Origin of the sequence: Paenibacillus provencensis, assembly GCF_042678545.1 — a bacterium.
GTDB classification, from domain to species: domain Bacteria; phylum Bacillota; class Bacilli; order Paenibacillales; family Paenibacillaceae; genus Paenibacillus; species Paenibacillus provencensis.
This window is the reverse complement of sequence record NZ_JBHTKX010000001.1, coordinates 1,865,507-1,891,072: the sequence shown is the minus strand read 5'-3', so window position 1 is coordinate 1,891,072 and position 25,566 is coordinate 1,865,507. Positions and strand designations below refer to the sequence as shown.

General features: G+C 44.3%; 22 protein-coding genes and 1 pseudogene. 10 read left to right on the top strand and 13 right to left on the bottom strand.

All coding sequences use genetic code 11. From position 1 onward, the window contains the following. The first annotated feature begins 39 nt into the window (after positions 1 to 39). Positions 40 to 813: a GTP pyrophosphokinase gene (locus tag ACFQ3J_RS09090; RefSeq protein WP_251583428.1), complete on the top strand. Its 774-nt coding sequence runs from the start codon at positions 40 to 42 to the stop codon at positions 811 to 813. A gap of 175 nt (positions 814 to 988) precedes the next feature. On the opposite strand, the gene ACFQ3J_RS09085 is transcribed toward ACFQ3J_RS09090, so the two are convergent. From ACFQ3J_RS09085 to ACFQ3J_RS09050, 8 genes are all read right to left on the bottom strand, one after another. Beyond that, the gene (locus tag ACFQ3J_RS09085; RefSeq protein ID WP_091155658.1) at positions 989 to 1,360 is read right to left on the bottom strand and encodes a hypothetical protein; all 372 of its coding nucleotides are present in this window, start codon (positions 1,358 to 1,360) and stop codon (positions 989 to 991) included. 197 nt (positions 1,361 to 1,557) lie between these two features. Continuing rightward, entirely contained in the window at positions 1,558 to 2,283 is a 726-nt protein-coding gene (locus ACFQ3J_RS09080) for a DUF3153 domain-containing protein (protein WP_091155660.1), read from the bottom strand. Positions 2,284 to 2,664: 381 nt separating this feature from the next. Continuing rightward, positions 2,665 to 3,522, bottom strand: coding sequence for an undecaprenyl-diphosphate phosphatase (locus ACFQ3J_RS09075; protein ID WP_251583430.1), 858 nt, complete (start codon positions 3,520 to 3,522; stop codon positions 2,665 to 2,667). A 42-nt stretch (positions 3,523 to 3,564) separates the two neighbouring features. Then, positions 3,565 to 4,179: a DedA family protein gene (locus tag ACFQ3J_RS09070; protein WP_091155664.1), complete on the bottom strand. Its 615-nt coding sequence runs from the start codon at positions 4,177 to 4,179 to the stop codon at positions 3,565 to 3,567. A gap of 50 nt (positions 4,180 to 4,229) precedes the next feature. Next, a complete protein-coding gene (locus tag ACFQ3J_RS09065) occupies positions 4,230 to 6,173 on the bottom strand; it encodes an ABC transporter permease (protein WP_139236953.1) in 1,944 nt (647 codons plus the stop codon). Next, complete coding sequence (locus ACFQ3J_RS09060) at positions 6,170 to 6,919, bottom strand: ABC transporter ATP-binding protein (RefSeq protein ID WP_311287207.1); 750 nt, start codon at positions 6,917 to 6,919, stop codon at positions 6,170 to 6,172. The genes ACFQ3J_RS09065 and ACFQ3J_RS09060 overlap by 4 nt, the downstream gene beginning before the upstream one ends. A 132-nt stretch (positions 6,920 to 7,051) precedes the next feature. After that, positions 7,052 to 8,035 carry a sensor histidine kinase gene (locus tag ACFQ3J_RS09055; RefSeq protein WP_091155668.1) on the bottom strand — a complete coding sequence of 328 codons (984 nt, stop codon included), beginning with the start codon at positions 8,033 to 8,035 and terminating at the stop codon, positions 7,052 to 7,054. Further along, on the bottom strand, positions 8,032 to 8,739 hold the full coding sequence (locus tag ACFQ3J_RS09050; protein ID WP_091155671.1) for a response regulator transcription factor: 708 nt from the start codon (positions 8,737 to 8,739) through the stop codon (positions 8,032 to 8,034). The genes ACFQ3J_RS09055 and ACFQ3J_RS09050 overlap by 4 nt, the downstream gene beginning before the upstream one ends. Positions 8,740 to 8,898: 159 nt before the next feature. Here ACFQ3J_RS09050 and ACFQ3J_RS09045 point away from each other — a divergent pair, with 159 nt between their 5' ends. The 3 genes from ACFQ3J_RS09045 (at position 8,899) to ACFQ3J_RS09035 (ending at position 11,310) form a co-directional block, all read left to right on the top strand. Further along, on the top strand, positions 8,899 to 10,086 hold the full coding sequence (locus ACFQ3J_RS09045; protein ID WP_251583432.1) for a GTP-binding protein: 1,188 nt from the start codon (positions 8,899 to 8,901) through the stop codon (positions 10,084 to 10,086). Positions 10,087 to 10,182: 96 nt separating this feature from the next. Then, a complete protein-coding gene (locus ACFQ3J_RS09040) occupies positions 10,183 to 10,647 on the top strand; it encodes a hypothetical protein (RefSeq protein WP_091155677.1) in 465 nt (154 codons plus the stop codon). Positions 10,648 to 10,671: 24 nt separating this feature from the next. Beyond that, complete coding sequence (locus tag ACFQ3J_RS09035; protein WP_091155679.1) at positions 10,672 to 11,310, top strand: hypothetical protein; 639 nt, start codon at positions 10,672 to 10,674, stop codon at positions 11,308 to 11,310. 97 nt (positions 11,311 to 11,407) lie between these two features. Here ACFQ3J_RS09035 and ACFQ3J_RS09030 read toward each other — a convergent pair whose 3' ends face one another. The 3 genes from ACFQ3J_RS09030 to ACFQ3J_RS09020 form a co-directional block, all read right to left on the bottom strand. Next, a complete protein-coding gene (locus ACFQ3J_RS09030; protein ID WP_251583434.1) occupies positions 11,408 to 12,652 on the bottom strand; it encodes a cytochrome P450 in 1,245 nt (414 codons plus the stop codon). 47 nt (positions 12,653 to 12,699) lie between these two features. Then, positions 12,700 to 13,329, bottom strand: a complete 630-nt coding sequence (locus tag ACFQ3J_RS09025; RefSeq protein WP_251583435.1) for a DedA family protein — start codon at positions 13,327 to 13,329, stop codon at positions 12,700 to 12,702. 94 nt (positions 13,330 to 13,423) lie between these two features. Beyond that, the gene (locus tag ACFQ3J_RS09020; protein WP_251583436.1) at positions 13,424 to 14,005 is read right to left on the bottom strand and encodes a hypothetical protein; all 582 of its coding nucleotides are present in this window, start codon (positions 14,003 to 14,005) and stop codon (positions 13,424 to 13,426) included. A 643-nt stretch (positions 14,006 to 14,648) separates the two neighbouring features. Here ACFQ3J_RS09020 and ACFQ3J_RS09015 point away from each other — a divergent pair. Both ACFQ3J_RS09015 and ACFQ3J_RS09010 read left to right on the top strand, forming a co-directional pair. Continuing rightward, positions 14,649 to 17,480 (top strand): DUF5689 domain-containing protein, encoded by a 2,832-nt coding sequence (locus ACFQ3J_RS09015; RefSeq protein WP_251583438.1) that lies wholly within the window; start codon positions 14,649 to 14,651, stop codon positions 17,478 to 17,480. Between the two features lie 133 nt (positions 17,481 to 17,613). Beyond that, the gene (locus ACFQ3J_RS09010) at positions 17,614 to 18,543 is read left to right on the top strand and encodes an EamA family transporter (protein ID WP_251583439.1); all 930 of its coding nucleotides are present in this window, start codon (positions 17,614 to 17,616) and stop codon (positions 18,541 to 18,543) included. 119 nt (positions 18,544 to 18,662) lie between these two features. On the opposite strand, the gene ACFQ3J_RS09005 is transcribed toward ACFQ3J_RS09010, so the two are convergent. Then, positions 18,663 to 19,679, bottom strand: coding sequence for an iron-hydroxamate ABC transporter substrate-binding protein (locus ACFQ3J_RS09005; RefSeq protein WP_251583440.1), 1,017 nt, complete (start codon positions 19,677 to 19,679; stop codon positions 18,663 to 18,665). Between the two features lie 440 nt (positions 19,680 to 20,119). Here ACFQ3J_RS09005 and ACFQ3J_RS09000 point away from each other — a divergent pair, with 440 nt between their 5' ends. Beyond that, positions 20,120 to 20,314 carry an MbtH family protein gene (locus tag ACFQ3J_RS09000; protein ID WP_251583443.1) on the top strand — a complete coding sequence of 65 codons (195 nt, stop codon included), beginning with the start codon at positions 20,120 to 20,122 and terminating at the stop codon, positions 20,312 to 20,314. Between the two features lie 415 nt (positions 20,315 to 20,729). Here ACFQ3J_RS09000 and ACFQ3J_RS08995 read toward each other — a convergent pair whose 3' ends face one another. Continuing rightward, positions 20,730 to 21,632 (bottom strand): ArsR/SmtB family transcription factor, encoded by a 903-nt coding sequence (locus ACFQ3J_RS08995; protein ID WP_251583444.1) that lies wholly within the window; start codon positions 21,630 to 21,632, stop codon positions 20,730 to 20,732. Between the two features lie 157 nt (positions 21,633 to 21,789). Between ACFQ3J_RS08995 and ACFQ3J_RS08990 the strand changes: the two are divergent. The 3 genes and pseudogenes from ACFQ3J_RS08990 (at position 21,790) to ACFQ3J_RS08980 (ending at position 25,440) form a co-directional block, all read left to right on the top strand. Further along, a pseudogene (locus ACFQ3J_RS08990) lies at positions 21,790 to 23,561 on the top strand (glycoside hydrolase family 2 protein). A 204-nt stretch (positions 23,562 to 23,765) separates the two neighbouring features. Then, positions 23,766 to 24,212, top strand: coding sequence for a MarR family winged helix-turn-helix transcriptional regulator (locus ACFQ3J_RS08985; RefSeq protein WP_251583445.1), 447 nt, complete (start codon positions 23,766 to 23,768; stop codon positions 24,210 to 24,212). A gap of 37 nt (positions 24,213 to 24,249) precedes the next feature. Next, a complete protein-coding gene (locus ACFQ3J_RS08980; protein WP_251583446.1) occupies positions 24,250 to 25,440 on the top strand; it encodes an MFS transporter in 1,191 nt (396 codons plus the stop codon). Positions 25,441 to 25,566: the final 126 nt, after the last annotated feature.

Here is a 25,566-nt window from a genome sequence, read left to right as displayed (position 1 = left end):
TCTGTAGGATCACCTGGAGTGAGGAAGGAAGAAATATACATGAATCAAATGAGTCAGCTAGACCAGATGAAGAGAATCAAGCATGAAATCACCCGTTTCGTAATGGTATACAAATTTGCCCTGGATGAGATTGAGACCAAGATCGATATTCTAAAAGAAGAATTCGAAGCCTTTCATGATTACAGCCCTATTGAACACACGAAGTCCAGATTGAAATCTCCTGAGAGCATTCTGAAGAAATTGTATCGCAAAGGATATCCCATTTCCCTAGGCAATATTAAAGAGCATATCAAGGATATAGCAGGTCTCAGAATTACTTGTTCTTTTATATCCGACATATATAAAGTCAGTGATATGCTTCAGAAGCAAAGTGACATTAAAGTGCTGGATGTTAAGGATTATATCGCGAATCCAAAGCCGAATGGCTATAAGAGTCTGCACCTGATCATTGAAGTGCCGGTATTTCTGTCGGATGGGACAGAGAACGTCTGCGTCGAAGTTCAGATTCGAACGATTGCGATGGATTTCTGGGCTAGCCTGGAGCACAAGATTTTCTACAAATATAACAAGGATGTTCCTGAGCATATGCTTAGAGAGCTCAAGAGCGCGGCTGATGCAGCAAATCATCTGGATCATAAGATGGAGAGATTGCATCATGAAATACAGGAGATTAAGGATCTGCAGGCAGAAGAGGAGGACCCGCGAAAGATTATTATCCGGGATCAGCAATTCATGCTGCCGAACGCCTTTATGGAGATTATTGATCAGGCTGCGGATCGATTCATATCCGACAATGATAAAAATAATAAATAATTAAAGTTATAATTGAAGCGACTGAACTCAAAAACTGGCCTTACTTAGTAATAGCATGAACTATTATCAAAAAGACGAGTTCCATTCTGTTTATTTAGAATGGAACTCGTCTTTCTCTAACTTCAATATTTCACATTATCGATATATTAAATTAAGAGGTATCTATCTAGTAGAGCTAGATTGTGCGGTAGCCAGGAGGTAATTCTCCGGTTCGTTTTATTTCACGAATCTGTGCCAGGGTTAACCGCTGATTGGATGCGATCAGGGACTCCACATCACCTCTGCGCAAAAAGTCATCTAGTTCGCGAATGCTACGATTGCCACGCAATACAACAAAATTGTCTCGAAAGCGGGAACGATTAAACAGTACGAGTGTGGCGTTCGGATTAGTAGAGAAAAATTTCAGGCTTTCAATTCCTGTCAGTATGACGTCTAAATCAGGCATGCCGAGATTTCCACGGTATACTCTTCGAAATCCCCTGAAATTTTCTTCGCTATATACCGTCAAGCGAGGGTATTTTTGAGAAATAGAGACAGGTTTAGCCATAGGCATTTCCTCCTTTGTTGTACGACACACTGCCTGTGGCAGCATATATACATACGATAGAGTATGCTTAGGCGTGGATGAAGGATTGGATGATCGTCTTTATCTTTATTAAAAGAATAGGGGATAACAAAAAGAGACATGCTTCTCAAAAAAAGAAACATGTCTCTTAGAGACGCAATAAGGCCTTTTCAGTGGCTTCACTCACTAGGGGTTCTTTTCTTTTTCATTCTTTTTCTGACCAAGATAATGATAACTATAACGATGACGGCTAGGAGGGCAATGGAAACCATAAGAATATTTTGAATATTAGGCACGTTAACGGTAAGCTCCAAGTGGTTGTTCGATAACGGGTTGATGTTCCACGTCATCGTTTTGTTATCCTCGCTCGTCTGATTGGCATTACTGGATTCCGGCTTAATTGGCAGTGTAAGCTTAAAGACCAGATCCACCTCTTTGAACACCAGATTACGAACAAAGGATGGAATGGAATTTAGCCTGTCTGTCCAATCATTATCTGGGATGGCACTCATCAAATCTGCATCTGCCACAATGCGGTGGGTTGTATAGAAGAACTTATCGTCAGTATCGTGATTAAAAGTAACACTGTCCGGTAATTCCGGGTTCTGATCTGCTGAACTCATGTCAATCTGCTTCGAAGCCGTCAGTCCTTGAGTATCATCGGTTGCTGCCGATTCGGTCTCAAATCCCTGCTCTATGAAGGTGTCCTTTAATTTGTCGATCAGCTCTGGCTGACCGATGATTTCCAGATTTTGATTGTTCATTTGAATGTTAAATTTCACGTCTGCTGTACCATCTGTATTTACCGTTACATGGGCCTCACCTTTGGCACAGGCGGTAAGCAGCAGGATTATAGTCAGGAGAAGAAGAGGAACCATTGCATGTTTCAGCTTAATAGAATTCATGTAAATATAACCGACCTTTCACTTGTATAAATGGAGTGCACGAAGGACAGTGCTCAATTATTGAATAGGACAAGTATGACATTTATTCCATAAGAGTTACAAGTGCTTAAGCCAAGTGATGGTCATAATCGACCCGCTCTGTGCATACGTATAGTATGGGAAACGTATAGTTCACAGTTGGAATCATGTGGGAGGGAACCGGCTGAAGGAGCATTAGATAGCAGGAGGGGATTTGACATGAGTGCGGAATTGCTCATCCAGCTGCTTGTGCTCATCTTGATGATTATTCAGCTGAGTTCCAGTAAACGTTAGGTCTGTTTCGTTTATAACAACAGAAGAGGAGATCCTGTTAATTCATATACAGGTCTCCTCTTTTGTTATTTACATCACAAATACGAAATAAATGACTGCCGCGAGAATGATTCGATAGATCGCAAACGGTACAAGCTTGACACGGTTTATCAGCTTCAAGAAGAAGCGAATGGAGATAAGTGCAAAGATAAACGCAGCTACAAACCCAGCAATAAAGTATGGCAACTCATCAAGCGTAAAGTACTCCCAGTTCTTCACTAGGGACAGGAGGCTCGCACCGAACATGACAGGCACCGCCATAATGAAGGTGAAGTCGGATGCAGCGCGATGGCTCATACCTAGAAGTACACCACCTGAGATCGTCGAACCAGATCTGGAGAAGCCTGGCCACAAGGACAAGCATTGAATAAGTCCGATAGATAGAGCCTGCTTGTAGCTCATCTGATCTACAGTCTCTACTCTTGGTGTCTTCGGAGCGAAGAGATCTGCTGCGATCATGAAGAAAGCACCAATAACGAGCCCGATAAGTACCGTATTTACCGAGAATAGATGCTCATCAATAAAATCTTCGAACAAGAGACCAAGCACACCTGCAGGAATCAAGCCCACAATGACTTGCATCAGCTTCAAACGATTCGTTCCAGAGGCAGGTACAGCGGCAGCTTTGCTCTTGTCCCGCAATCGATCAAGCCCGAGCAAATTAATAAATCGGTCTTTGAAGACGACAACAACGGCAAGTATCGAGCCAAGCTGTATAACTACCTTGAACGTATTTGCAACATATTGAGTCAAGAACTCTTTGGAGTTCAGCCACATATCATCTACGATGATCATATGACCTGTTGAGGATACCGGAGCAAACTCCGTTAAGCCCTCCACGATCCCAAGAATGATCGATTTAAGTAAATTAATAAAATCAAATTCCATGAATTACTCACTTCTCCTTTAACATCTGGTAACAGCTTAGCATTATTTAGCACGTTTTTTGTTGCGGCGGAAGAACCAGATCAAAAAAGCAATACCGGCCACAGCAATAACGGCGTACGCAATATTGGAGTACACATCCATAAATTCGGTAATCGAGTGCCAATTCTCTCCAAGCGCCGCACCGATCATTACAAGAATGGTATTCCAAATGACTGTACCTATCGTCGTAAACAATAGAAATAGTCCGAATTTCATGTTTGACATGCCGGCAGGAATTGAAATCAGGCTTCGGATCAACGGAATCATTCGGCAGAAGAGAACGGTCCAGTAGCCGTATTTGTCAAACCAGGCATCGGCTTTACGGATGTCTTCTTTTTTGACGCGTAAGATATGGCCCCAGCGGTCAACGATCTTCTCCAGACGTTCAACATCGAGAAGCAGTCCAATTCCATATAGAATGATGGCACCTGCAACAGAACCGATGGTGGCTGCGATGATGACTCCTGGGACGGTAAGTGCAGTATAAGTGGTCATGAAGCCGCCAAAAGGAAGTACGATTTCCGAAGGAATCGGTGGAAACACATTTTCAAGAGCAATGATAAGAGCAATGCCGATATAGCCAAACTGCTCCATAAAATCAGTAATCCAGTTTTGCAAGATATACCTCCTGTAAATCCTATGAATTTTCTAGTTATATCCCTCATTCATTAGAGGAGTGTTTTCTTTAAGTTTCTTAAATAATGAAACCTAATAAAGAAAAAGTATAACACCTGAGCGAGCATAAAGCTAAAAAGCACAACTCCCATTTTAGTTGCAATGGACAAGTAGAACAAGCTCTGCAATGCAATGAACGCAAAAATGCTATGAATGACCGCTACGATCGTAGGCAAGAAGAACATCATCGCCAGCTGCCCGGTCACCATTCGTTTGAATTCTTTGTCAGTTAAGCCCAGCTTCATCAGTATCAGGTATTGCTTGCGATCTCGATCCAGATCAGCATACAGCCTGAAGTATAGAAAGCTGCCAGCAGCGATGAAGAACACGGCGGCAAGGAGCATGGCAATAAACAGCAGGATCCGATACATACTTTCTCTCAAGATATACAAGGTTCCACTGACCGAGATGGAGTATGGCTTATGAGCATCGTAACGAGTACGTCCATGATCTGCTAATTCACTAGCGATAAAGGCCGTTTGAGTAAAATCGTCCAAATAAAAGCCAGTATAAACATCTTGTCTCGCAGGCTGCTTGATTTGTTGATAGAGCTCATCATGTATAATGACGGCTTCGAAGCTCTCGTCAAAATCATCCAGTAAATTATCGGGGATAATGACATGATCCGTGAATCCTATCTCTGTAATAGTGATCTGAGGCTCCTTCAGCGTGTACTTTCTTTGGTTCAAATATCTTGTTTTACTTCGGTCATTCTGTGAGCTGATCATAAGAATGGCCTCATTGTAGCCCGGGCCTTGCTCTGTCATCCTAAATCCGGCCTGCAGTACAGCCTGCTTGTAATCTGAGAATGAAATGACAGGAAGTTCATTTCTAACGATGTCAACATGCTCAGAGCTCGGCTGAGCAGAAGCATATTTGATCTTGATTTGATCCTCAGTATAGACGAGCTTTCTCTCTGTCAGCTCTGCTCTGATATCAGCCAGATGCTCCTCCCGATAAGGATTGCCTGTCTTGGACACATATCCGACAGCAGCAGGGTAATCCTCTTCGAACAGTCCTGACACGATATTAATGGAAGCAAATACGCCAAGCGAGCAGAAGGAAATCGTCGATATCATGGTCACTGTAAAAAACATGCGCGAATGCTCCTTTAACCGGGAAGACAGCCCGATCAAGGTCAACAGATGCCTGCCATTCATTTTTCTGCCGCGTTTTTGCCGGAAATACTGGAGACAGTACACCCCAAGCTGCGAGTATAGCAGGTAAGTTCCTGCTGTCGTGATAAGTACGACGGGTACAACTCTGTCATAGATCGTATACGTGTCGGCTGTGACTGCGAATACGTACCCGATGAGCAGCAATGCGAGTGACAGAGCGGATAGAACAGGGGAGGCGTGCGGTGCCTTCTCCCTCTTAGGCATAGCTTGGAACAGCTCAATCAGTTTGCTTGTCCTTACCATTCTAGATGTGTATGCCGATATGAGTAAAAATAGCAGCACAAATGCTCCAATAGTAAGCAGCAGTGAGGACGGCGACAGATAAAAAGGCAGTGAAGCAATCTCAAGCGCTTTGGCACTGGCCATAAAGAACAGCTTGGCAAACAATGTTCCTGCAAAAGTCCCGAATATAATGGATAACACTCCAATAATCATGTTTTCCAGGAATATCATCTTGCCAAGCTGGGCCAGCGTCATGCCGTGCATCATGAATATGCCAAACTCCCTTTTTCGCGAGGTAAGAAAAGAGCTGACGGAGTACAGCACAAACAGAAAGGAGAACACAAAGATCATGCATTCAGCGACAACAAACGCTTGTATGGCCGTTTCCGAGCTGAGTCCATTTCGGATATCCGGATGAAAAATGAGCATCGCATTTACAAAAAAAACCATGACCGAGAACGAACTGCATAAAAAATAGGCCGCATACGTTCTGATGCCCCGGATCACGTTCCTCAAGGCAAGCTGTCTTACAGTCATGGGCGGTCTCCACCGAGCAGTGCCAGCATATCCATAATCTTTTGAAAAAAAGCCTGGCGGTTGTCTCCTCTGTAAATTTCGTTATACAGCTTCCCATCCTTAATAAAAATGACACGCTCACAGTAGCTTGCAGCATATGCATCATGCGTCACCATGAGAATTGTAGACTGCTCATGTTCATGCAGCAGCTTCAATAGATTCATCACGTCTCTGCCTGATTTGGAATCCAGATTTCCGGTGGGTTCATCAGCCAGAACGACGGCAGGCTCATGAATAATCGCTCTTCCGATGGCAGTCTTCTGCTTCTGACCTCCTGAAATTTCATGAATCATTCGATTTCGTATGGACTCGATGCCAAGTCTAGACATCACATGGTTAAGTCTTCTGTGCATTTCGTCCTGCGGCACATTGTCAAAAGTCAATGGAAGCAATATATTCTCTTCTACGGTTAATGACTCTATGAGGTTAAAGTCCTGAAATACGAAGCCGAGTCTGCGTCTGCGAAACAGCGCCATTTCCTCGGCTGTCATTTGATATGCATTGTGACCGCTGATCCGAATTTCTCCGGAAGAGGGAGGATCGATCGTCGCTATGGCATTCAGCAGCGTCGTTTTGCCACTGCCCGATGGTCCCATAATGCCAACGAACTCCTCATCTCTTACTTGAAACCGAACATTGTCCAGTGCTTTATTCTGTGAGTATCCGTCATATATTTTGGACACGTTCTGTACTTCCAGCAGCGGCACGGTCACGGTCACCTCTCTTTCTCTATGTCATTGTCCTCATTATAATGAACCGCCCCAGGAGATGGCTAGTATGCTGGCTTACAGTTAGCTTACAGATTTGTAAGACAATCAAATACAGAAGCGGTGTTACAGCTAAAATATCAATTGAATCGTTGTTCCAAGGTGCTGTTCGGAGCTTAATGTGACGGAATGGCCAAGTCTGTCCGCTACTTCTTTGACCAGAAAGAGCCCCATTCCAGTTGATTCCTGAACGGTTCTTCCATTCTCCCCTGTGAAGAAAGGATCGAACACACGGGCAATGTCCTCCTTCGGAATCCCGATTCCCTCGTCTTCCACGGACAGGATGATCCGTTCATCCTGCTTATATCCGCGGAATTGGATCTTCTTGTTCGTTCCCCTTGAATACTTCACGGCATTGGTCAGCAGCTGAGTAATGATAAACTTCAGCCATTTTTCATCCGAGATTACTTGAAGCTGCGGGTCTATCTCCACATAAGGAAAGACATGATTACGAATAAATAAACGTTTTTGCTCTGAAGTAACGGCTCTGACCAAAGTATTTAGTGACACGGATTCAATGTATAAATCATGCTCGAATGAATCGAGTCTTGCTGCATACAGCACCATATCAAGACCCTTGCGCATCCGGTCAAGCTCATCTCCCATCGACGCGGACTCTTCATCGTCACGTCCTTGATTCATCAGGTGCAGCACGGACAGCGGGGTCTTCATCTGATGCACCCATTGATGAATAAAATGAATATGCTGATCGAGCTGTTCCTTAATACCATGGAGACGAGTTTGGTACACACGATTATGGCTTAGCGTAAGCTGCTGTAAACTCTCGGGTAAGGGAGCGTGCTCTGAAGTATAGGTGATCTCTTCAACAGAGGCTACGGGCTCTGATAGCCGCACATAAAACCGGCGGTGTGTTAAGTATCGGTATGTCAGATAAGAAGCAAACAGCGCACCGCTGAGCAGGACTGCATACAAAGCGATGGACCAGTTCTTGAAACCGCCAAGCCAATATACAAAAGTGATGACAGCCAGTTGAATGAAATAAATAAAGACAAGAGGCGTTTGTTCCCGCAAAAACAGTTTAAAACCCTGCTTCATGCCTTAGATTCCACATGAAGCTCGGGATGAAGGCGATAGCCGATTCCACGTATCGTCTCAAGCACACCAGGCAGACCAAGTCCGGCCAGTTTCTTGCGAACACGTGTTATGTATACATTCAGTGTGTTGTCATCTACATAGGAATGCTCATCCCAGATCTTCTCAAGAAGCCGGTCGCGGCTGACAACCTGTCCTGGTTTGTTCATGAATTCATCCATCATTTTGGCTTCGGTATGACTGATTTCGAGCTTCTGGTCCATATAAAATAACGCAAGTCGTTCCATATCAAGCGTAAGACCGGCAAGTGTAACTGTCCGGTCACTAGAAGGAGCAGCGTACGAGCCAAAGGCTCTTCTTAGATGACTGTTCAGCTTGGCAATGACGATATCATAATCAAAGGGCTTGGTAAGATAATCGTCGGCTCCATTCTCGAGTGCCATCACTTGATCCATCTTGCTATCCCTTGCGGAGATGAACACGATGGGACAGGTTGAAATACCGCGGATTTGCCGGCACCAGTAATAACCGTCATAGCTCGGAAGATTGACGTCCAGCAGCACCAAATGGGGCTGACAGGTTTCGAACTCTCGAAGTACGAAATCAAACTCCTGAACAGCATAGGTTTCAAATCCGAATTTATGTAAGTGTTCAACAAGCAGTGATACAAGAGATCGGTCATCCTCAACAATCATAATTTTAAACATTTATATTCTCCTTCGTGGATTATGTCTATGATTGTACCAAATTTATAGGTTTGATAAAAAGAAGCAGTGAATGAGAGTTGACAAGTGAGAGAAAGAGAGGTATATTCCCTTTTATTAATCGTAATAATTACTATTAGGACATAATAGGGGGAACTAACCATGAAAGAACAAATACCAGTCACTGTACTTAGCGGATATTTAGGGTCAGGGAAAACGACCATGCTCAATTATGTATTGAACAATCGTGAGGGCCTGAAGGTCGCCGTCATCGTCAATGATATGAGTGAGATCAACATCGATGCGGCGTTGGTCAAAGGAGGTGCGAATCTGTCTCGGACTGAAGAGCAGCTTGTAGAATTATCTAATGGCTGCATATGCTGTACATTGCGTGAGGACTTGATGCATGAGATCAAACGGTTGTCGGAAGAGAAGCGATTTGATTATATATTAATCGAGTCGACGGGAATCTCGGAGCCTATGCCCGTTGCGCAGACCTTCTATTATGCAGACGAGGCTTCAGGCATTGATCTTACCCATTTGGCACGACTGGATTGTATGGTCACCGTGGTTGACGCCAATCGGTTCTGGCATGACTTCTCTTCCGGAGAAAGCCTGCTTGACCGTAATCAGGGAAGTGGAGAAGAGGATACACGAGATGTCGTGGATTTGCTTATCGACCAGATCGAGATGTGCAATGTGCTTGTTTTAAACAAGTGTGATCTTGTAGAGGAGGAAGAGCTCATTCGAATGGAGAGCATTCTTCGCAAGCTGCAACCGGAGGCGCATTTTATTCGGACTGTTCAGGGACAGATCGATCCGAAGGAAATTTTAAATACAGGACGGTTTGATTTTGAGAAGGCGAGTCTGTCTCCAGGGTGGATCAAAGAGCTGCAGAAGGAGACGCATACACCTGAAACAGATGAATACGGCATAAGTTCTTTTGTCTACCGACGCAGAAGGCCCTTTCACCCCGAGCGTCTTGCAGAATTTATGGGATCTTGGCCAGAGGAAGTTGTTCGGGCAAAAGGACTTGCCTGGATTGCTGTACAGGAGGATATGGCGGCCAGCATTAGCCAAGCAGGACCTTCCATACAGTTTGGACCAGCCGGATACTGGGTGGCTGCATTGCCAGAGAAGGATCGGGATGTGCTGTTAGCTGAGGAACCCGAGATTCGGAGCAAATGGGATGACGACTTCGGTGATCGGATGAATGAAATCGTAATGATTGGAATTGATATGAATCAGGAAATGCTCGAGGCTGAATTGGACGATTGCCTGCTTACGGACGCGGAGATGAAGATTGACTGGTCCCAGATTCCAAATCCTTTGCCGTGGATTCAAGCGTAAAAGACTAGCAGAAGGGATTATACAAGAGCTGGATTTAGCTCAAGTGCTGCTATATAGTAATAAATAAATATGAATAAGAAGAGTGGTGGCTTCATCATGCTGGAAGCGGAGAAAGAGCTGCTCATCAGTCAGCAATCCCCCAAGCTGTGGACAAGACGGAGAAGAGAGCTGGCTGCCTGGATCGAACGTCCTAAACCAACAACCGCAAGCAAAGCGCTGTCTGATTTCAATGGTGTATCCGTAGATGCTCCGATATATCCTGCTCTGATTGCACTGCAAGAAGCTTCCATTCAAACCGAATTTTCATGTGCAGGAGTCAGTATACTGGATGAAGCGGATGATCACTCCTTGTATGCCTATGTCACGATGCTGGATGGACCTGCAACCGAATATTTTGTTCGATATGCGATGGAGCGAATGGGGCACCGGCTTCTCGTTACGTATGAACAAGACAGGGGAAGGTACGATGTCTCCTCCTTTTATATCGCTCACAATCGGTCATTTTGTTATCTGCTTGCTGCGGTCGCGCGTGATTTTAATCAAACTTCTTTCTATGAATAACGTTTATAGCTAAGAGGTGAGCAGATGACGATGAAACGTAGTAAATGGATTGTACTGCTGATGAGCAGTATTCTGTTGTCAGGGGGCTGTACTCCATATTCCAATGCGGTTACGCTTGAATATTCTGATTCGGGTGATTATTCCCAAACCTTTGACGACTTGAGACTGGGAACTGCGCGATTCTATGAGCTGACGATCCCGGAAGAGCTTAAGGATCAAGTGCTGAGAATCAGCCTGTGGACAGATGTTTATCTGGATGGGAAGCTGCAGGACCAAATACTGGGGCTTGCTTCTGGGTTTGACTCCAGTATGTCAACGGGAACCAAATGGGGATTTCTGCTTATGGATAAGGATCAGCAGCACAAATATGGCAAGATGTACGCTGGAAGCGGCAGTACCGGTCTTACAGAATTACCCTCCATCCTGATCAATAAAGACGATCCTTTTGCAACGGCATGGGATGATGCTTTCTCGGAAGAGGAGCGCATTGAACTACAGGTGGGTGAAGCTCAAATATTGGGTGTCCTGCGCATGAACACCAAGAACAGGATAAACAGCTTTAGCCCTAATGATGAGACAGCTCTGCAGGCAGAGATTGCATTCAATGATACAGTATATGTAATGTATGCCATGCTGGAACAGATGGATGAAGGAGAGTATTGAACCTTAATAAGAGCCGGTGTTAATTGGTCGTAGCTCAAATGACCAAGTAACACCGGCTCTACTGCTGTGTCGTGATTTTAACACACTATTTCATCTTCTATATCTTCACATACAAGGAATCAAGTCCTCTGAGCAGCAAATTATCCCGCCATACAGGAGATGTTCCACCCATCTTCATATGAGGAAAACGCCGAGTGAGCACTTCGAAAGAAATAGCAGCTTCCATTCTTGCAAGCGGTGCACCCAAGCAGAAGTGCGCACCGCTTGCAAAGGACAGATGCCGATTCTTGCTGCGTGTAATATCAAATACATCCGGGTCATGGAAATAATCTTCATCCCGGTTGGCAGCTCCCAGGTTAACGAGAATCTCAGCCTTTTGCGGGATCATCTTACCTTCATATTCTACATCGACAGAAGCCACCCGATTGGTGAATTGCACAGGTGACTCATATCTTAGCATTTCTTCAACCGCAGATGCAGTGAGCTCCGGATTAGCAGCGAGCATTTCATAGGAGTCGGGATGCTCCAGCAGCGTCTTCGTACCATTCCCAATCAGGTTCACGGTCGTCTCATGTCCTGCAACCAATAGCAGGATACAATTGTTGATTAGTTCTTCGTCACTGAGTCTGTGTTCTTCCTGCTGCACATGAATTAGTTGGCTGATGATGTCATCTTGAGGCGACTTTCTTCGGTCCTGTACAAATTGTTTGAAATAGTCTCTGATTTCTGCTGAAGAGCGGTCTGCCTCTTCGAAGAAATTATCATCCATTAAGGAAACATCAAGCAGCTTGGCGAGCGTGTTCGACCATTTCTTGAAGAAGTCCCGGTCTTCTTCCGGCACACCCAGCATATCCGCGATAACGACGACAGGGAGCGGGAAGGCAAAAGTTTGCATGAAGTTGGAGTCCGGATTCATCTCCAATTGATCGGCCAAGGATTCCGCAATGGAATAGATCTTCGGCTTGCTCTGCTCGAGCGTCTTTGATGTGAACGCATACGCAACATGACTGCGAAGCCGGGTATGTTCCGGCGGATCTCGGAATAGCATCCAGTCCTGCACAAGGGACTGGATATTCTGATAGCGGGGAGGAGGTAATTCCTCTCTTTCCTGCTCTGTCAGGAGACGCTCTCTTTCACGTATCATACTGGGACTCTTGAGTATGGACTGCACATGTTCATATTTGGAAACGATCCACATCGACCGATCCTCCAAATAGATGACGGGATGCTCGCTTCGCAAGCGCTGGTAGAATGGATACGGATTGCTATGTAGTTCCGGATGGAAACCGCTGAAGAAATGAGCAATTTCCTGAGCCGTAAGCCGTGATTCAAAATGATGCATGGTTAAGAGCCTCCAATCGTATAATTAGGTTCATAAACCTTACCCGTTCAAATCTTCATCGACTTATCCTTATTTTCGGAATTTTGCTTGCTGCGGAAATAACGGTACATCACATAAAGGACAAATAGAGTGATCAATACGATCAGGATCAGCATGCCGTACTGGTTAATAAGAGTGCCGATTTCAAGAATATGATCTCCAAGCGTTCGGCCAATCAGAAAATAAACTAGAGTCCATAGAAATGCAGAAGGATAGGCAAAGGCTGCAAAGCGGCGATAAGGCATTGAGTTCATGCCCACGACATACATGGTAACATGCCTCAATATAGGCAGACAAAGACTTAGGCTGATCGCGAATCCGCCGTATTTGGCAATCCATCTTTCAGAAATCAAGAAGAAACGCTCTGTTTTCTCCGTTCTTCTTAAGCTTCGGAAGATGCTGGTTTGAGTTAAGTACCGTCCGACAACATAACCCACACTCATGGCTGAACAGATTCCCAGGGCAGTCGCCAAAAAAGCAGGCATCTCGATCAGAACTCCTGAAGCTCCGAGCATACCTGCTGTCATGACGACGACTTCATTGGGAATGGGTAGACCAATCAGGCCAAGGCATAATACGAGGAATAAAGCAAAATATCCAATACTTCCTATAAGGTCTAATAAAATTTCATAGCCCATTTGATTTAAACATCCTATCTTGATCCAAATTATAAATCTAGTGAATCAAATTCATAACGATTTGTATTATGAAATTGATTCAGTTGAATCCGTATTATATTATACGGGCTTTGATGATCTCCATTCCGCTTGAATTAAGAGATCCGGGCTGCTTCGTATATGCAGCGAGGCTTCCCCGGAACAATTCCTGCAACATGTCCGCTCTTTCAAAATCTGAAGGCTTAACAAAGTGAGGGGGTTTCCGAACAGGAGAGACCCCGGCCTGACTGAGCACATAGGATACGAATTGAGAGCAAAAATATGCATTTTCTCTGTGCAGCTCAATCTGCAGCATAACTCCAATTAATCCCAATAGATGGTATTTGTAAGTATGCTGCTTGTTCATCATTTCCTTGACCAGATGGTGCATGGTATCATATTGTTCAGCTGTGACTTTCAGTCTGTATACCGCACACTCAGACGAGTGAAAGAAAGGCGAGCGATAATCCTCGCGGACCAGTCCTGCGTTGAACGGATTCGCTGCGTTCTTGCGGCCGAAGCTGTATACCTCATTCAGTTCAGCATCAAAAGCGATGGACGCATGGTTAAGCGGAGCTTTCGTATAATATTTAATCATTTTAGAAAAATACGTACCTGAAGAAGTCAGAACGATATAAATGTAACTATTCGCTGACATGTTACTTTTCCCCTCCAACAAATCGATAAACCCATTCTAGCTTGTTAGCAAGCATATAAAAACGTACTGGGGTATTGTTTTGTATCTTGACTATAGTCTATATGAATCCTAGTCCTAAGACTAGGATTATTACAATATTGTTTTATTAGCATTAACTTCAAGATGTGTGCGAATATGGAGATTACCACCATGTTATGAAGTACATGGAATGTATCTCTATGTATACGGTTCTGGATGTGATCCTATGCGTTAGAACTGGGGATATTCAAAGAGGAGGAGTTAAATGGTGCTGCCTGGCTGCAATGGAATGCGAATCCGACCTCAGGCTCTTTTACTAGAAGCATGGTGTATGAAAATAGAATAATTACGATATTATAGCGAAAAAACCGTCTTTCAAAATAAGACGGTTTTTTTGTTTTTGTAAGATCAATGATAAAGGATGCAGTGAAGCTGGCAACAAACTACATAATGTTACATAATCCTCTGGATTAAGATTGTTAAATTAATCTTTATTTTACATATTGTACGATATTTTTTATTAATCGAATGATAGAATAAATTGCTAGATGAATCAATTTCATAGAGCTAAAGGTATTATGAAATTGATTCTGGCACCAAATATTTACTAATTAGGAGGAGAAGGATGAGAGAAGCTTCGGGAATGATCAGACGCAGCAGGTGGTTCAAAGCTGTAGCCGCATTTTCTCTTGCGGCGACAATTCACACAGGATGGGGGATTGACCTCCCTGCAGCTCACGCAGAAGGTCCGGCAGATCCGGCGCCGTACATCAATGCCAAGGTTGTTAATGAAAATGCCGGCAAGAAAATACTGTTTGATAACACACATGCACAGACGGCAGGTGCAGCAGACTGGGTCATTGACGGTGGTTTCTCCGATTTTGGCAATGCCTTGGCAGCAGATGGCTTCTATGTTAAAGAACTTCGCAAATCCACTCCGATTACACTCAGTGACTTGTCTGATTACGATGCCTTTGTTATTGCAGAACCGAATGTCCCTTTCAAACAAAGTGAACAAGCAGCTATGGAACAATATGTTGAGCAAGGTGGTAGCATCTTCTTCATAGGTGATCATTATAATGCGGACCGCAATAAGAACCGCTGGGATGGCTCAGAATCTTTTAACGGGTATCGGAGAGGCGCCTGGACGGATCCGACAAAGGGAATGAGTACCGAGGAGAAGAACTCAGCAGCGATGCAAGGGGTCGTCAGTTCGGACTGGCTGTCGGATAATTTTGGCGTTCGCTTCCGCTATAACGCGCTTGGCGATGTTGACGCGAATGTCATTGTTGAGCCTGATCAATCCTTCGGTATTACAGAAGGGGTTGACTCTGTAGCGATGCATGCGGGTTCCACTCTCGCTATTACAGACCCTGATAAGGCAAAAGGCATTGTGTACGTCCCTGAAACGAATGAGGCATGGGGCAATGCGGTAGATCAGGGGGTTTACAATGGCGGTGGGATTGAAGAAGGACCCTATGTTGCGGTATCTAAGGTAGGTCTAGGCAAAGCGGCCTTTATTGGTGATTCTTCACCGGTCGAGGATGCTACACCTAAGTATGTGCGTGAAGAGACGGGCAGCAAGAAGACAACCTACGACGGCTTCAAGGAGCAGGATGATGCCGTGCTGCTGGTAAATTTGATGAATTGGTTAACAGATCAAGAGAATTATACGGATCTGACAGAGGTGTCGGGTCTTGAGCTTGATCAGCCGACAGATCTGCTTGCTTTTGAAGTGCCGGCTGCATCAACTGAGCCTCAAGCAGAGCCTTGGTCCCAACCGGCTGCAGGTTACAAGTGGTGGGATCCAACGACTTTCAAGCCAGGATCTTATGGAAGCACAGCTCCAGCACCGTCGAATCCGGCTTACAGCTTTGTTCACCAAGACGAGCTCCCGAATGCAGAAACATTCCAGATTCGGGTTGTTATAAACAATCTTGCTCCAAACAGTACGGTATCAGGATATAGTGCGGGCATTTATTTAGCGGGCGGAACACAGGTTGCGATGGTACAGAATGAGAATGGCACGTGGCCGAGCGCATACGGCTATAGTCAAACCTTCAGTGTGACGGCTAATAGTCAAGGTACGGCTTACAAGGATTTAACTGTACAGATCAAACCGGGAACGACAGGTGCTGCCAACTTAAGACTTAGACAAAATGGCTCCAATCTCCTGACCTCCCAGGTGACGATTGCGAATGTATCAGCTGAGCCATTGCCAGATGAAGAAGAGGAGTCTCCCCAGATCAGCTTAATACCGATCAGTGAAGCACGACTCCAACCTGAAGGCACCGTTGTCAAGGTTGAGGGCGTAATTACAACGGAGCCCGGAGCATTTGGTGGTCAGGCGTTCTACATTCAGGATGAATCGGCAGGAATTTATGTATATCAGACTCAAAGCGGATTTCATTCTGGCGATAAAGTACAGATAACCGCTCCATTAACACTGTATAATACAGAGCTTGAGCTGGCGGATGTTGTCTCAATTGAGAAAATAGGCACAGCTGATCTTCCACAAACGAAGGAAGTGACAGCTATCGATGATAGTAACCAAGGTCAGCTCGTTACTTTATCTAATGTGACTATTCAGAACATCATCACTGCTGCTCCGTCCGGATCTTTTGAATTTGATGCCGTCTCGGATCAAACGAATCACATTCGGATTGATACAAGAACAGGACTGAGTCTGGATGAATTCCCTTATCAGGAAGGCGACAAAGTCAGCATTACTGGAGTTTCTGCTATTTTTCGTGGAAATTATCAGTTGAAGCCAAGAGGAATCGAGGATATTGTTCCGGCGGAGGAAACGGAAGAGCCTCAAGAGCCAGAAGTTCCTGAAGAACCAGAGGTTCCAGAAGTTCCTGAAGAACCGGTGCTTGCAGACGGCGTGCCTGGACATGCTTCGCTCACGAGCAATCACGGATACACTGGGCTGAGAAATGGGAATTATGATGTAACGATGAACTTGTGGTGGGGAAACAATGCAACAGAGTACAAGCTGTATGAGAACGGTGAACTCATTGACCAGCAGAAGTTCAGTGACAAGTCTCCGGAGAGACAAACCGCAACGACCTCAATTACAGGCAAAAGCAATGGTACGTACGTGTATACTTACGAGTTGACGAATACTTATGGAACGACAACTGGCTCTGAACTGGTCATTACGGTGACTGATGCGAATCCAGGCAAAGCAATGCTCTCGAACGACAACTGGGATCAAGACGGCAACTATTCTGTATTTATGAACTTATGGTGGGGAACGAACGCCAATACTTATCATTTGTACGAGAACGGTAAGCTCCTCGAGACGACTGCTCTGGTGCCTAACTCTCCTAATGGTCAGCTAGCAGTAATTGCAATCAAGGATCGTCCTGCTGGAACTTATGAATATATGGGTCAGCTGGTTAACGATGCTGGTGTTACACAAACAGACAAGATCGTTGTGACCGTAAAATAAAGAGGTTTACAATCCATAAAATTTAAATTAATATTATTTAGTAATTAAATAGAACGTGAATTTGACCCCACTTTTATTGTTTTCTGGATTCTAAAACAATAAGAGCGGGGTCTTTTTATGGAGGTAAACAGCTTTGTTACAACTTATGAAGAACTCGCTTTATGTGTTTTTGGCAGCTTGCTCGTTTGGCATTTTGTCAAGCATCGTTAAACTTGCCTACCAGCAGGGATTTACATTCCAAGAAGTGACACTTGGACAGTTTGGATCAGGCTGGTTGATTATGCTTATTCTCATGCTTTTTTTCTCCCGAAAAAAGGTGAAGCTGAGACAATTTATTCGTCTCGCCGGTGTAGGGGCTTGCACCTGTTTGACAGGAGTCTTTTACTATTTATCATTGCAGAGTATTCCTGCATCGATCGCCGTAGTGCTTCTGTTTCAATTTACTTGGATTGGTGTCGTCATTGAAGTCATTACTACACGCCAAAGACCTTCTAAATCAACAGTCATATCCATTCTGTTATTGTTCTTGGGGACTGTTCTGGCAGGAGGGATTATCGGGGCGAATCCGCTGGGATTGAGTGTGAAGGGAGTATTTCTAGGGCTCATGGCTGCTGTTATGATGGCGCTATTTATATTTTTCAGTGGCCGAGTCGAGACAGCGTTGCCTACCATTTCAAGAAGCTTCTGCACATCTTCAGGGAGTCTGCTGCTGCTATTGCTGCTTCATGTTACCATGTATGGTCCGTCAGCAGTGTTAGAGGTTTCCTTCAAAGATGGTTTATGGATATATGGTCTTATCCTCGGAATATTTGGCGTTGTCATACCGGTGCTTCTGCTGGCTCTGGGTGCACCGAAGATTAGTATTGGACTTGCTTCCATTCTGAGTGCAGGAGAACTTCCTGTTGCCATTCTTGCTTCCATATGGCTGCTGAATGAGAAGGTCTCCATCCTGCAATGGGTCGGTATTGCTGTTATTCTGGTTGGAATTGCCTATCCTCAGTTTTCAGGCCGGAAGCAGCAGGAGGGAAACGGAGGAATTCCATCTGAAAGTTACTCCTCATAAGGAGAATTTATATATTTTATGGAAATGATAAAAAACCTTTGAGAGGTGTGATCCAAGACGGTTCACACACACTGATCTCAAAGGTCTTTTTAATCATCATTATTTACTTCCATCATTATTTACTTCGTAAGACTATTTACAATGTTATCAACGATTTGTGTATTGGCCACCGTACCCGTGTAGAGCCAGCTTGTGTCAGCACCAAATTCATATACATTGCCATTCTTAACAGCCGGGATGTTCTTCCACAATGGATCGTTTAACGCTTCGCCGCCCGCACCTTTATCACTGTTGATCAGGAAGAGGTGGTCAGTGTCCAGCTCAGCAAGCTTCTCAAGCGAGATTGGCAGCCAGTTGCCTGTACCTGTTGCCGAAATTTCTTTGACTACCTCAGGAACAGCAAGTCCAAGATCACCATACATTACTGTGCCGCTGGAGAGGTCTTCGCTTACCATATAGAATTGATCTGCTACGAGCCAGATGGCTGCAGCGGATTCATCACCTACAGCTTCACTAAGCGCCGCTTTGGCTTCAGCCGCTTTGGCATCATAGTCATCAATTGCTTTCTGTGCATCTTCTTCTTTGCCAAGTACTTCCCCTATCTTAAGGAGCTCATCTCTCCAATCATTGTTCTGTTCTGAACCAATAACATAAGTAGGAGCGATCTTAGAATATTGCTCATATTTATCTCCGCTCGCCATGTCAGCTGAATCCAGGATAATCAGATCAGGTTCAAAGCTTGCTACTTGTTCAAATGGAAGATCGTGCGGAATGGTTGGAACATCTTGCAGTGAGCCTTGCAAGTAATCTTGAATTCCGTTAGCTACAGACCATTGCGCTACTGGAGTTACACCGAGTGCAACCAGGTTGTCCTCCAGATAAGATGCGAGAACACGTTTTGGATTTGCCGGAATGGTAACTTCGTGACCCATAGCATCGGTTACTGTTCTCTCTGTAGGCTCTTCAGCAGATTCTTCAACCTCGGCAGCAGGTGCTTCTGTTTCGGTCTGGGAAGCATTGTTTGGAGCGGTATTACTATCAGTGCCCGATTCGCTGCTGCCGCATGCGGCAAGAAATGTGGAAACGAGCAGCAAGCTCGCCAGAAGCGAGGCTATTTTCTTTTTGGAATTCGGCATGTTGGTTCCCCCTTATGTATATGTAAATCACTTAAAGAATGATAACAATTCTCATTATCATTTGCAATCAATTTTTTTGATACAGAGAAAGGAATCTATATCAATAGTAGAAACAAGACAGAACTGATCTAATAACGGCATCAAGTTTTATCTGAATTCCGGCCAATGTCCATGCTCTCAAGTCTAGGTAACAGGTAGGTCAAGGGTCACAGTTTGTGTATGCGTAACTTTCATCTTAGGAGGACCTGTTTGTACAGCACCTTCTGTTAACCGATATAGAGAGGTGCTGGAATTCAAGGTGATCCCGAAGTTTAAAGGCTGCCACTAGACACCATTTTTAGTTAAAGATGTATCCAAGCTCGATAATTTGATTAGGACAATAAATTAGTACTAATGAACGGCATGCGATGTCGATATGACAAGAATCGCGTGCTTTTTTTATGGTAAATACCGTTGACAATGAAAACGGCAGCTTCGTCGTTCTGATTAATGATGAGGAACAGTACTCCATGTGGCCGGAAATGATAGATGTACCGCCAGGATGGACGATCGTATATGGTACAGATAATAAGCTGGCATGCCAGAAATACATTGAAGTTCCGTGGACGGATATGTGTCCCAAGAGCCTGAGATAAACTGAGATAAAGATAATAGAAAGAAATCGAGTGACAAAAATTCATTCCGTAGAAACAATGAGCATCTAAAGCAACATTATTATAGAAACATATAAAAAGCAGCAGGGACTTGTGATGAACAATCATAAGCTCTGCTGTTTTATAATAACAGTTCAATATAAAGATCAAAATCAACCTAACATATTCAATCGATGATATTATTTCAACATATGAAAAATTCAAATAAGAAAGACACATCGCTGTCTATCTACCGCAAAGCATGATCCCAATATACTATACTAGCGACTTCTCATTTCTGAAGTAAAAATGGGGGCTAAACTCATCATTATTGCAGAATCAAATCAAAATCAGCATCTACCTGAGTAGTCTTGAGATCTTACAGCAATAAGTAAAATAGAGCCACCAATGGAGGTGGCTATTCATATAAGACATGAATATCAATGTCCTGATTGTAGTTGCCAAAGCCTGATCCGAACAGACTGATTCCGCCGGGATGCTCGGAGCTGGAGCTGCACTCGATCCGAAGACGGATATCATCTCCTTTTCTAATATTTAGCTGCTTAGCTGTCATATCAGACAGCCGAATTCCATCCAGGAAGGTTCCTTCTGCTTGGAGCATCACTGTCTTTAACAAGCCGTGCTGCGTTCCGAATGTCCACCAGCCAGGGGTAAATACACCAAGGGCGTGGCCGTAGTCACCAGGACAAGTCCAGGTACCAAGCTCGATATCATTGATATAAAATGTAATATCCGAAGGCCAGTCTTCATTATATCCAGGGGCTTCCGAACAAATCTCAAGTGTGACACTGAGGCTCTTGATCGCTTGATCTCCTACCAAATAGTTGGGAATGGAGTATTCAACATAACCGCTGCCAAACCATAAATGCTTTGCCTTCACATGCTCTGGATCGGCAAAATAGCGCGGATCGTCCATCATGCCTATCAGGCCGCTCTCAGAGGCCAGCCCACAGGTAGGGTTGACTTGATAGCGGGTATACTGACCCACTGGAATACTAACAGAGTAGCCGCTGCGATCTGCGACAGCTGGCGAGGTGAATTGCAGGGTGACCGAGTCCTGGATTAACCTGCATATCTTCTGCCTGCCACGAGCTCCGGACAGACTCTCGGTACCTACAATTCCTGCCTCTTCAAGCTTCTGAATATGCTTGGTGATCATTGCTGACGATAGTGAAAGCTCAGCGGCCATATCTTTAATGTTTCTAGGTTTTTCATTCAGCATCTCAATGATTTTGATTCGGGTTTCCGATGAGAAGGCTTCAAGAAAGGGAAAATGCTCCGAAGTTACACGAATATTCATATGTTATTTATCCTCTACATAAACATCATTTTGTACAGATTATATAACTTAAAAGTTAACTAATCAACTTTTGATTGACGTTTCCATACGTTAGGTGCATAATCTTGGTTGTATAAAGTTTCCTTATTAGTATTTAAATTAACTTTTAAATTAATTAATGGAGGCAGAATCAATGACAGAGTGTTATAGAAATGATTATCCAAGACCTCAGTTCGTACGTAAGGAATGGCTGAATCTGAATGGAGAATGGGAATTTGAATTTGATGATGATGCGAAGGGAGACCAGGGTCAGTGGTGGAAGAGTAAGGAAGAGTATTCCAAGCGAATTCAGGTTCCATTTGCTTATCAGAGCAAACTGAGCGGAATAGCCGAGTCTGATTTTCATGATTTGGTGTGGTATCGCAGGATATTTCAGCTGCCTGAAGACTATAGGGGGAAGCGCATCATATTGCATTTTGGCGCCGTGGATTATGAGGCTTCTGTCTGGATTAACGGAAGTTTGGCGATGACGCACTCAGGCGGACATACACCATTTAGCTCTGATATTACGCCTTTCATTCAGGATGGAGTGAACGAGGTTGTCGTTCGTGCACAGGACTACAGCACAGATGTGACTCTTCCAAGAGGGAAGCAATATTGGCTGCAGGAATCTGAGAGCATTTTTACACTCGAACCACCGGAATCTGGCAGTCTGTTTGGATTGAGCCGGTATCTCCTTCTTATATTGCTAAAGTGCGTATGACCCCGGATATTGATCGGAAGCAGATTGAAATCAAAGCATTTATTGAGCGGCCTGAGACGAAGACACGGCACTATCTAAAGACACGTATCGAATTCAAGGGCAAGCTGATTGCAGAGGATCAGTGTCTTGTCACTGCAGCAAGTGAAACAAGATGCATACAGCTTCATGACTTTAATGATCATGGCTTAGGCGGATGGTGGACACCAGAGAATCCGAATTTGTACGACGTTACCTTTGAACTGCTTCAGGATGGAAGTGTTGTTGACCAGGTGGATAGCTACTTCGGTATGAGGAAGGTCTCGATAGAGAACGGGCAGCTGTGTCTGAATAACAGGCCGTATTTTCAAAGATTGGTCCTAGACCAAGGATACTTTCCTGATGGAAATCTTACGCCTCCAAGTGATGATGCGATTAAACAAGATGTGGAGCTAACCAAAGCAATGGGCTTCAACGGCGCACGGAAGCACCAGAAGCTGGAAGATCCAAGATATCTATACTGGTGTGACAAGCTTGGACTTCTCGTATATAGTGAAGCGGCGAATGCTTACGAATTCTCTGAGCAATACGTGGAGCGGTTTACGAAGGAATGGCAGGAATCGATTGAAAGGGACTATAATCATCCTTCGATTGTCGGCTGGGTTCCATTAAACGAGAGCTGGGGCGTACCGAATATATGGGTTAATAAGCAGCAGCAATACCATGCACTTGCGATGTACTATCTGACGAAATCGCTGGATCCGACGAGACCGGTCGTCTCGAATGATGGCTGGGAGATGACAAAGACGGATCTGTTTAATATTCATGATTATGAATGGCGTAAAGAAGTGTTGGAGGAGCGTTACCGGACAATCGATCATGTACTGGCTTCAAGACCTTCTAACCGGGAGCTTGCCGTAACGGGATTCCCTTATGAAGGGCAGCCGGTTATAGTCAGTGAATTTGGAGGCATTGCATATAAGAAAAGTGATTGGGAGGGCTGGGGTTACTCTGGTGCAGAGAGTGATGACGATTACGCAGCTCGGCTTCAGGCTGTCATTGATCCATTGCTTCGTTCACGTGTCGTGCAGGGCTTCTGTTATACACAGCTTACAGATGTCGAACAAGAGATCAATGGTCTATTAACGTATGATCGGGTACCTAAACTGCCGCTAGAGACGATTAAAGCGATCGTGCTGGGAAAAGCATAGCTAATGACAACCGGATGATCTATCGTGATCATCCGGTTTGTTTGTACGATGGCATGAATACGCATTGACAAGCTTCTAAAGTGTCTATATATTAGGTTAGTACAGTTTAGTTAACTTAACTAAACTTTTTTTGGTAACGTACTTATTATAATAGGAAGAGGATCGATTCGCTGACTCCTCCACAAAGGGGCTGATATTAAATACATGAATGATTATATTCAAGTGATTACACGGATGAATCAGGTGCTCGATGAGTTTAATGTTTTGATTACAAAAGAAGTGAAGGAACTGAGTGATTATAATCTGACTTCTCAGCAGGAAGTCATCCTCATCTACATATCCAAACATGAGAAAATTACAACGAGCGAGATCTCGCATGCTTTTGATATTACCAAAAGTGCCGTAAGTCAGGTCCTAACCAAGCTTGAGCAGGAGAAGATGATTCTGAAGCTGGTGAACCCGGATAACCGAAGAGAATCTTTTATTGTGCTTGATGAAAGAGGGAAGTCGTTTATTGCCAAGCTGGCTGATATTGACCAGCTGATGATCGACAAATATTACTCAAAGATCGATCTGCCCAAACTGATTCAAATGACGGAAACGATGGAAGAAATCAACAAGCTCATGAAAAAGAGCAAACTAAAGACGTAATTATACAGAGGAAATATAGACGGAGGAATTTAGACACATGTCACTGATGTTAAGAAACAGGGGAGCCATTCTTCTGTTAATGATTAATATTTTTATCGTATTTACGGGAATTGGACTCGTCGTTCCAATCATGCCCACCTTCATGAAGGAGCTATCGATGACTGGAAGTATTGTAGGGCTGCTCGTTGCTGCCTTTTCAATGACTCAGTTCTTGTTCTCGCCGCTCGCAGGTCGGTTGTCTGATGCCCTTGGCCGGAAAAAAATTATTATCCTCGGAATGCTCATCTTTGCCGTATCCGAGCTGATGTTTGGTATGTCCAATACAGCAGTGTTTCTCTTTCTCGCCAGATTTCTGGGAGGTATCGGGGCGGCGCTGATTATGCCTGCTGTCATGGCTTATACTGCGGATGTTACTTCTGGAGAAGAGCGGGCCAAGGGAATGGGATTTATTAATGCGGCCATAACGACCGGATTTATAATCGGTCCAGGGATTGGTGGGTTTCTGGCCGAGTATGGCGTTCGGGTTCCCTTTTATGCAGCAGCTGTGGCAGGTGTGGTGGCAGCGGTGATTACACTGCTGGTCCTGCCTGAATCCAAGCACAGCACGGAGAACGATGAGGAGGTTGTTAAGCTTCCTAGTCAAAGCCTGCTCACCCAGCTGCTCTATTCTTATCGGGAGCCATACATTTTGGCCCTCATTATTGTATTCGTTGCTTCGTTTGGACTTGCCAATTATGAGACCGTATTTAGCTTGTTCGTCGATGAGAAGTTTGGATTTACAACACGGGATATCGCGATTATTATCACATTTGGGTCTATAGCCGGCGCAGTGGTGCAGGTCACGATCTTCAGTTGGATTCTCAACAAATTCGGGGAGAAAAACGTGGTAGCCGTCTGTTTGTTTGCTGCCGGACTGTTCGTCATCTTGACGCTTTTCGTGCACAACTACTGGCTAATACTCGTCGTTACTTTTATCGTATTTTTATCCATGGATATATTGAGACCGACACTGAGTACCCAAATGTCCAAGATGGCAATGGAGCAGCAGGGATATATCGCGGGACTTAACTCGGCATTTACGAGTATGGGTAACGTACTCGGACCAGCAATGGCGGGATTCCTGTTTGATATCAATATTAACTTTCCATATATATCGGCAAGCATTATTTTATTCTTGTGCTTTATCCTCGCACTTCGGGCAAGAAGAGATGTAAGGATTAGAGGCTGAGGTCAGTTTGATTCAAAACTGATGCAGAGCTTATGCAGAACAGATCGTTCCGATTCATGTTGGGACGGTCTGTTTTTGTATTGCCTAATTTATCGTGCGGTTAACTTAATTGAATTTCAGTATGTA